At 53.2% G+C, this 7,613-nt stretch carries 8 protein-coding genes; 3 read left to right on the forward strand and 5 right to left on the reverse strand.

Features of this window, described 5'->3' with window-relative positions:
- On the forward strand, nucleotides 1-1,302 hold a 1,302-nt coding region (locus DBR24_RS01360; RefSeq protein ID WP_128613651.1), incomplete at its 5' end, for an amino acid permease.
- A 73-nt stretch (nucleotides 1,303-1,375) separates the two neighbouring features.
- Here DBR24_RS01360 and glyA read toward each other — a convergent pair.
- Nucleotides 1,376-2,725 (reverse strand): serine hydroxymethyltransferase, encoded by a 1,350-nt coding sequence (glyA, locus tag DBR24_RS01365; protein ID WP_128613652.1) that lies wholly within the window; start codon nucleotides 2,723-2,725, stop codon nucleotides 1,376-1,378.
- Between the two features lie 531 nt (nucleotides 2,726-3,256).
- On the opposite strand from glyA, the gene DBR24_RS01370 reads away from it, so the two are divergent.
- On the forward strand, nucleotides 3,257-3,862 hold the full coding sequence (locus tag DBR24_RS01370; protein ID WP_128613656.1) for a helix-turn-helix transcriptional regulator: 606 nt from the start codon (nucleotides 3,257-3,259) through the stop codon (nucleotides 3,860-3,862).
- Complete coding sequence (locus tag DBR24_RS01375; protein WP_064119579.1) at nucleotides 3,846-4,724, forward strand: queuosine precursor transporter; 879 nt, start codon at nucleotides 3,846-3,848, stop codon at nucleotides 4,722-4,724. The genes DBR24_RS01370 and DBR24_RS01375 overlap by 17 nt, the downstream gene beginning before the upstream one ends.
- A gap of 53 nt (nucleotides 4,725-4,777) precedes the next feature.
- Here DBR24_RS01375 and queC read toward each other — a convergent pair whose 3' ends face one another.
- The 4 genes from queC to DBR24_RS01395 all read right to left on the reverse strand — a co-directional run.
- The gene (queC, locus tag DBR24_RS01380) at nucleotides 4,778-5,476 is read right to left on the reverse strand and encodes a 7-cyano-7-deazaguanine synthase QueC (protein WP_128613653.1); all 699 of its coding nucleotides are present in this window, start codon (nucleotides 5,474-5,476) and stop codon (nucleotides 4,778-4,780) included.
- Between the two features lie 196 nt (nucleotides 5,477-5,672).
- Nucleotides 5,673-6,140: an SUKH-3 domain-containing protein gene (locus tag DBR24_RS01385; protein WP_128613654.1), complete on the reverse strand. Its 468-nt coding sequence runs from the start codon at nucleotides 6,138-6,140 to the stop codon at nucleotides 5,673-5,675.
- 179 nt (nucleotides 6,141-6,319) lie between these two features.
- Complete coding sequence (locus DBR24_RS01390; RefSeq protein WP_128613655.1) at nucleotides 6,320-6,916, reverse strand: hypothetical protein; 597 nt, start codon at nucleotides 6,914-6,916, stop codon at nucleotides 6,320-6,322.
- An 8-nt stretch (nucleotides 6,917-6,924) separates the two neighbouring features.
- Nucleotides 6,925-7,613: RHS repeat domain-containing protein (locus DBR24_RS01395; protein WP_177490391.1), on the reverse strand; the 689-nt coding region annotated here is incomplete at its 5' end.

Raw genomic sequence — 7,613 nt, forward strand, 5'->3', positions numbered from 1 at the left:
GTGCTGAAATCCGCCGGCCCGTCGATGATCCTCGGCTACGCCATCTGCGGCTTCATCGCCTTCATGATCATGCGCCAGCTCGGCGAAATGATCGTCGAAGAGCCGGTGGCCGGTTCCTTCAGCCATTTCGCGCACAAGTACTGGGGCGGCTTCGCCGGCTTCCTGTCGGGCTGGAACTGCTGGATTCTGTATATCCTGGTGGGGATGTCGGAGCTGACCGCGGTCGGCAAATACATTCACTACTGGGCGCCGGAGATCCCGAGCTGGGTCACCGCAGCGGCGTTCTTCGTGCTGATCAATGCGATCAACCTGGCCAACGTCAAAGTCTTCGGTGAAGCCGAGTTCTGGTTCGCGATCATCAAGGTCGTGGCGATCGTCGGCATGATCGCCCTGGGCAGCTACCTGCTGGTCAGCGGTCATGGCGGCCCGCAGGCATCGGTGAGCAACCTGTGGTCGCACGGTGGTTTCTTCCCGAATGGCGTCAGCGGCCTGGTGATGGCCATGGCGATCATCATGTTCTCCTTTGGCGGTCTGGAAATGCTCGGTTTCACTGCCGCCGAAGCCGACAAGCCGAAAACCGTGATCCCGAAAGCGATCAACCAGGTGATCTACCGGATCCTGATTTTCTACATCGGTGCACTGGTGATCCTGCTGTCGCTGACCCCATGGGACAGCCTGCTGGAAACCCTCAACGCGTCCGGCGATTCGTACAGCGGTAGCCCGTTTGTGCAAGTGTTCTCGATGCTCGGCAGCAGCACCGCCGCACACATCCTCAACTTCGTGGTGTTGACCGCGGCCCTGTCGGTGTACAACAGCGGTACCTACTGCAACAGCCGCATGCTGCTGGGCATGGCCGAGCAGGGCGATGCGCCGAAAGGCCTGGCGAAGATCGACAAACGCGGTGTGCCGGTGCGTTCGATCCTGGCGTCGGCGGCGGTGACACTGGTGGCTGTATTGCTCAACTACCTGATTCCGCAGCACGCACTGGAACTGCTGATGTCGCTGGTGGTAGCGACCCTGGTGATCAACTGGGCGATGATCAGCTTCTCGCACTTCAAGTTCCGCCAGCACATGAACAAGACGAAGCAGACGCCGCTGTTCAAGGCTCTGTGGTATCCGTATGGCAACTACATCTGCCTGGCGTTCGTCGCGTTCATTCTGGGCGTGATGCTGCTGATCCCGGGCATCCAGATCTCGGTGTACGCGATTCCGGTGTGGGTCGTGTTCATGTGGGTCTGTTACGTGATCAAGAACAAGCGCGGTGCGCAACAGGCGCTGCACGCAGCGGGTGCTGCCAAGTAAGCGCTGACGCAGAAACACAAAACCCGGCCTGAGTGCCGGGTTTTTTATGGGTACAAATGCTGTGAGTCGGGTGCTATTGGTAGTCGGCGACAGGATAGTCCCTGCACAAGGTTTCGACCTCTGAACGAAACTGCGCAAGGAGCAGGGGTTCCAGTGTGTAGTCCTGCTCACCGAGCGGCGCCACGGTATTCAGAATCCGCACGATCAAATCGACGATCTGGCGGCTGCCGTGGACATCGACCCGGCGTTGCGCCAGAGCACCCGTGCCGATGCGCAGCCCGCTGGTAACGAGTGCCGAGCGCTGATCGCCGGGGACGCGATGTTTGCTGACGATGATCCCGCAGTGCCCCAGCGCCGCCTCCGCGATGGCGCCCGTAACGCTGCCACGCAAGCGAACCAGCACCGTGTGGTTTTCACTGCAGCCGCCAACCACCTCATAATCCTTGGCCTGAAACGCTTTGGCCATTTCATCCGCCGTACTGCGGATCTGCGCCATGCAGGCATCGAACTCTGCGGACATTGCATAACCCAGCGCGGCAGCCTTCGCAGCGATCATGTTGGCGGCTGGCGCGCCCTGCATTCGCGGGTAAACGGCTTGCTCAAGCAGGCGACTGAAGGTGGTCCGCAAGCCGGGAATCTTGGTGTTCGCATCAGCACCGCTGAGGATCAGGCCACCGCGAGGCCCGGCGAGTTGCTTGTGCGTGCACGTGACGGTGACGTGTGCGGCGTTGATCGGGCTTGGATGGCGCGCGGTAGCGACAAGCCCGGCGATATGCGACATATCGGCGAGCAGGATAGCGCCGGCTTCATCGGCAATGTCGCGAAACCGCTTGAAGTCCACCACGCGCGAATAGGCGGTGGCGCCGCAGAGGATGACGCGTGGGCGATGGGCGAGTGCGAGCAGACGTACCTTGTCGTAATCGATCAGGCCGTCGGATGTTGTGCCGTACTGGATCGCCTTGTAGTAGGCGCCGGAAAACGCGGCAAGGCTGCCATGCGTCAGATGACCACCGTGTTCCACCGCCATGCCCAGCAAGGTATCGCCAGGCTCAAGCAAGGCTGTGAGCACTTGGTAAACAGCGTTCGACGCCGAGTGTGGCTGCACGTTGGCGTATTGCGCGCCGAACATTTTCCGCGCCCGGCGAATGGCCAGCGACTCGACCAGTTCGACGTTCTCGCACCCCGCGCTGTGGCGCTTGCCGGGCATGCCTTCAGCGGTCACGTTGACCAGCACGGAAGCGGAGGCCGCCAAGGTTCGCGGCTGAACTGCGCAGGAGGAGGAGACCAATGAAAGGGTGTGCTGTTGACGCGTCACCTCAGCGTCGAGAATGGCCGCCAGTTCGGCATCTTCTGCGCGGAGATCCGCGAGGCCACGACGCAACACGTCAGCCTGGTTCTTGAGCGGTTCAGTAATGACTGCCATTGCTTTATTCCTTCCCTGGTTTTGCGTGATTTGCGCATGTCCTTGCTTGCCAGATCTGTACAGGCGAATCCGTGTTTTGACCGCGTGCGCGCAAAACTAAACCCTGTGCAGGCCACCCGTTTTTTCGTTCTTTCACTCGCGAGAATGAGACGCCGGATTGACGCATCATAGATTTTTCAGTGAGGAACACCACAGAATTAATCAAAAAAATGAACATTCTTCAAAGAAAATGATTCTTTTTGTAGTCGTTGCGGGTGTAAAACAGGCATTACCCGGTGTCGCTTTTCAAGCACCGGGTCGAAGGCAACAGGAACTGACGAGTCAGTACGGCAGCTGAAATGACCCCGCATGTTGGCGGAAGCAGCCTGTGAAAGCTGACTTTTTATACCGAACCCAGGGAGGGAGAATGCTATGATCCTGCGCGGCACTGACAGGGATATAACTGCAATTTCCTACCTCACTTGTGTATGTCCGGAATGATCATTCGGGACGTGACAATGATTGCAGTTAAAAATGGATGATAAGCATGTGATGCACAGAAGAGAAAGATCGGAGAATCTGAAGAACAACATCAAATACCTGATAAAGAGTCGCGGGGAAACGCAGTTGTCCCTGTGCCACTCCAGTGGTCTGACCCGAACGACCATCTACAACATCCTTGAAGGCAAGGTGGTCAATGTCCAACAGTCCACTGTGCGCAAGATTTCTGATTTCTTCGGGGTGTCTTACGAAGAAATAGAGACGATTGATTTTGAAGAAAAAGAAATCATCGAAAGCAGTATTTCGCCACAGGGGAATATGAATCCCGCAGCTGTTCCGGTGATTAAAGAAAGTATGCTGCTGCAAAGTCTGGATAAAAGAATTGGTGAGTTGGCCACTATTTACCCGCTGACTTACTATTTTGGCGCGTCCTTTAACCTGATTGGCGTGCTTCTGGAGAATGAAATCAGTGGCATGAATGAACCCGGCGATCTATTGATCGTGCAGAAAGGAGCATCGACCAGCGACAGGGAAAAGCTGGTGTATGACAAAATCACAGCGAAGTTATCTATAAGCCATGAAGGCAACTTTGATACGGATCGTGTATGCGTGATCGGAGATGTAATCGAGGAACGATTTAATGGATTGCAGTGTTGAGTTGGAAAACAGCAAGTACAAGTTGCTGGGGTTCGAAAATGGAAAAAGCCTGGCCGTCATCATGGTCATCGCGACAGGCAAAATAATTAAAATAAAGCTAAGTGAAGTGTTGAATAGTGAGATTATGGATAATCTGAATAAAATCGAAGTAAAAAACCTCTACAAGAAGTTCTACTCCCAAGGCGGAGCACTCACCGCTTACGAAATCAATGACCGTCATGAGAGTTCCTGGATGATCTACATCATCCTGAACCTGATGCTGTTCACGCTGTACATTTTCACCAGTATTGCTGCGACAAAACCGATCTATCTGGAGTATTTCGATATTGTCGTCACGCCGGGTACTTTCCTCTATCCGCTGACGTTTCTGATCGTCGACTTGCTCAACGAAACCTTTGGCCTGAGGCTCGCGCGAAAAGCGATCCTGTTCGCGTTCATCAGCAATGCGGCGATTATTATTCTGCTGGCCATCACTACCCATCTTCCGGGCCTGCCGGGTTGGAAGCTCGATGGGGCTTACAATGATGTTATCAGTCAGTTGTCCGCAGTTCTTGTAGCGTCTTCTGTATCGTTTCTGGTTTCCGAGAACATAAACTCGTACCTGTTGTGCAAAATTAAAGAACTCACAAATTCCAGGTTTCTGTTTTTGCGAGTGTTTTTAAGTACGTTGTTTGCCGTGATCATCGACAGTTTTCTGTTCTGCTACATCGCCTTTTACGGGACGATGGAAAATAGCGCGATACTGGGCATGATCTACGTTCAGATCGCAATCAAGGTGGGTTTTGCATTCTTTAATATCTTGCCGGCCTACGGTGCACGGTCTTTGTTCAAGAAATACCTGACGGGTGCGCAGACGCAATAAAGAGAGGAGGGCGCTCACTCAGCATGCTGGAGTGAGCGCATCTTGTTGCGGTTTTACTTTAAGCCAAGTTTATCTTTCAAGCTTTGAGTGACCTGAGCTTTGTTATTCAGGAACTCATTCAAGCCCTTGGCGCGAAGATTACAGGCATCACAATCGGAACATCCAGTGCCTTTGATGCCGTTGTAGCAAGTCAGTGTTTCTTCGCGAACCAGATCCAGTTGATGGTGGTAATCAGCCAAGGCCCAGGTTTCTGCCTTGTTCAGCCACATCAATGGCGTATCCAGTTGCAGCTTGTAATCCATGCCTGATTCAAGGGCTTTGTTCAAGGCCTTGACGAATTCATCCCGGCAATCGGGATAGCCCGAGAAGTCGGTTTCACAGACACCGGTAATGACCGTTTTGGCCTGGACTTGATAGGCATAGATAGAAGCCAGGGTCAGAAACAGAATGTTCCGTCCCGGAACGAAGGTGCTTGGCAGGCTCTCGCCGGAACTGTTCACGGTCGGCACCGGAATGTTATCGCGGGTCAGGCTGCTGATGGCCAGTTCGTTGAGCAAGGACACATCCAGCGTTTTATGCACGGTGACACCGAGCTTTTTCGACAGCTGCTGCGCCACTTCAATTTCCGCGTGATGACGCTGACCATAGTCGAACGTGATGCAGTGGACTTCATCGTAGTGGGTCAGGGCGTGGATCAAACACGTAGTGGAGTCCTGCCCGCCGCTGAATACGATAACTGCTTTGTTGGTCATGCTTATGCTTCCTGCATTGAGGTCTTGAGGGCAAAGGTGGAGATGATACTCGAAATAGGGCTGGAACTCGGTGCAGAGTCCAGAGGTGCTCGTGAGTCCGTGAGCGGCTATTTTAAGGTGGAGTGAGGCTTCAATCCCTGAATAATAGGCATGTTAAATAGGAACCGTTTTTAGACCGGTGCAAAAGCAGAGGGATTTAAACAACTGGCACGGCGTCCGGTGTGGCCAGCGCCACTTGCTCACCGCACTTGCGCCCAAACACTAGCTTTTCCATCGCCTCGACAAAAGTTCTGCCCTGCAGCCAGAACCCGTCATGAATGAAACTGAAGGCGTAGCAGCGACCTTTTTCGTCCATCAACAGTGCAGCGTGGCCATGATGAATTTCGGCGATGCTCACCAAAGAGCTGCCCAAGCGTTGCTGCCAAGCCAAGAAGTCTTCATCTCCATGCAGGTGCTCAAACGTGCCAAACGCTACATCGCTGGTAGCGCAGTCTTCGCCTGTGCCACAGGTGCCGACGGTCAGACCAGCCAGTTGTTCGAGCAGAGCAGCGGCTGGATGCTCGCGCGGGACGAAATCCGGCAATGGCTCGATATGGGTGACAGGCCAACCGGCAGCCAGGAACAGTGGGTGGAGAGTCTCGGGAAGTTCGATCAACGGGTGCATTGGGAGCGTCCAGGCGTAGGCAGCGTTCTGCATTAACGGTCTTTTTTTCATTGCGCTGAATCGTTTGTCGACTTCTGGTGGTACTGGGATGCCACGATTCTGAAAGGTGTCTCCACTCCTCAACCCCAAGCGCTGGCCGGCCTGGAGTCTCTATTGGTTTACCGCATGTGCATGTCGAGCTAAAGCTTTTCAATCAAACGATTAAATGCACGTGAGCAGCCTCGTTGCTTTGCATCTCTGATCATCGAATCGTGAGTGGACGGTTCAAACGTTTCGCGAACCGCTTTCTTTGCTATTTCATTGAACTGCACATTATCAAAATCACACTCTACTGTTGAAACCATATAAGAATTGCGCTTGGACCACTGGTCAAACCTTATGACGATTTTTTCATCGAAAATCAGTGCTCCATCACTTTTATCCTCGAAGAAAAAGAACACCATACGATTCGTATCGACATGCCCCATTGATGTAGCAAATGGCTGTTTTCTCAAAAGCGATGTCAGCCTTACCCCACCTGCAATACCAAGACCACCCCCCAAACTCTCACGCGCAAAAAAATACTGCTTGAACACTACCGTTATTTTTCTACGAAAATAAGGGACGTCGTATGCTTTCTCGAAAGAATGAAAACCATTCGGATCGCCGATCAGTTCAAAACCGGCGCTTATGAAAACTGACTCGGAAAAGCTGTCCAATTCAAAAATACTTGGCTGAAGATTACCCGATCCCTCTATGAACAACTCAACAAGCTGATGAAAATCAGTAGAAATCATATATTCCCTTATTTACGCTCTAACGGGTTCGTACCCGCGGCATGGTGCTCACTTAGAATGGTTCCCACCTGTTTCAATTGAGGCACACGCGAAGAATTTGGATTTGAATCGATGCCCACCTGTGCAGATTTCTTGAGCCGATCCACATTCATCGGTTTATCGAGGTATTTTAAAACACACTCACACGCCTTACCCCATTGGGATTTTGGCATTGCGCGCGTTGCCATGTCGGATGGTTCAAGTACCACATGGGTTCCTTGAGCGTTCGGTACGAGGGCGATGTGACCACCGGCTCGAGGCAAACCATCCCCTTTTACGTTAACGTGAACACCTCGATTCGTTACGTCTTGTCCAGCAGTATTCGCTTTTACTTGATGACCTGCGAGACCTAAAGGGTCGATGAGCAGGACAGGATTAGCCCCATAAAAATAAAGATTCAACCCACCTGCATAGCTAATCGGATCTTGACTAATAAACCGCCCAACCCCCGGATCATAGTACCGATGCCTGTTGTAATGCAGTCCCGTCTCATGATCGTGATACTGCCCCTGGAACCGTATCGGGTTCGTCACACCATGCTGCCGCGCCCATTCTGAACGCTGTTCCGTCACCTGTCCCCACGCTTTGTATTGCGCGGTCCAGGCCATGTTGCCTTGGGAGTCGGTCAGCTCTTGCGGCGTGCCGAGGTGATCACACT

The sequence above is a fragment of the Pseudomonas sp. HMWF006 genome (assembly GCF_003061205.1).
Classification (GTDB): Bacteria; Pseudomonadota; Gammaproteobacteria; order Pseudomonadales; family Pseudomonadaceae; genus Aquipseudomonas; species Aquipseudomonas monsensis.